Source organism: Mycobacterium sp. SMC-18, assembly GCF_045310895.1.
Lineage (GTDB): Bacteria > Actinomycetota > Actinomycetes > Mycobacteriales > Mycobacteriaceae > Mycobacterium.
The window spans coordinates 1-1119 of sequence record NZ_JBJIAL010000143.1; the positions used below are offsets into that span (position 1 = coordinate 1).

The 1119-nt window shown below is 67.6% G+C and carries 1 protein-coding gene; it reads right to left on the reverse strand.

Going from position 1 to position 1119, the window contains the following annotated elements; translation table 11 throughout:
* Nucleotides 1-996: IS1380 family transposase (locus tag ACJH6J_RS30495; protein WP_406805044.1), on the reverse strand; the 996-nt coding region annotated here is incomplete at its 3' end.
* Nucleotides 997-1119 lie beyond the last annotated feature (123 nt).

The window sequence follows — 1119 nt, forward strand, 5'->3', positions numbered from 1 at the left end:
GTCGGCGTCGGTGAACCGCAACTGCGCGCCGGGGTGGGGGCGTTCTTTACGCAGGATCAGCCGGGTCCCTTCGGGCCAGGAGGCCAGGTTGACCAGGTCGGTGGCTTCAGCGACCCACGCGCCGTCGCGGATCCCGCCGTCGGTGTCGATCGCTGGATACCAGCAATCGCCGAGGTTGAGGGTGTCCACGGCGTCCTGGACGCGGGTATCGACGGGGTACCCGAAGGAGAACCCGGCCCCGGCGGCCCGGCACGCTGCGGCGAATTTGTGGGTGGATCCGGCGGTATCGCAGCGCACCAACACCTTCGGGGCCTCGGGGTTGTCGGGATCGTCGGGGTTGGGCCGCCACGCCGCTGGCAGCGATGCCAAAGCCTGGTGCAGGACGATGATGTGGTCGGAGGCGGTGTTGGAGCCGGCGTTACCGTTGCGCAGCAACCCGGCCAGGGCTTCGCCGCCGGCGATGTCGGGGCGGTCCAGAAACGCCAGCAGCGGGTGCAGCCCGAACGTTTTCTTCCAGGTCGGCGCAGCCCCGGCCTTGTTGTCGGAGTGATCGATCACCAGCGTGGCATCGATGTCGATATGCAGCCAGCCGCCGGTGGTGGGGGCGGCTCCGACAGCCCAGGCCGCTGCCCGCGCCGCGGCTCGGGCTGCGCGCACCCCGGGTAGATGCGCGGCATCGATCCGCTCATCGATCAGCCGCCACATGGTGGTCGTTGAGGCCTTGGCCCCCAGGACGTGCTCCCGGTCACCGCACAGCTGACCGACCGCGTCGATGCAGTCCGCGCCGTCGGCGACCGCGGCCGCCAGATCAGCGAACACCTCCCCAGGCGCATACACCCACGGGCCGCGGTAGGTGTCGGCCAACGCGGCCGTGACCTGCGCCGATAAGCCGGTCCGGTCGGCAAGCTCACGCAGCATGCCCATCCCGGCATGCGACACAACGCCATGGCCGTCGGCGGAAACTTTCACCGGCGATGCCGCCGCGATATTCTTCACCTGCGAAGTGCCTTCCCGTCAGGGTTTTTGAACCGTAGAGAAGTCCAATTATTCCTTGCAGGACAGGCACTTTCGCTTATCTACACACCCCCACAGTCAACATTCCACGAAAAATCCGGGCTA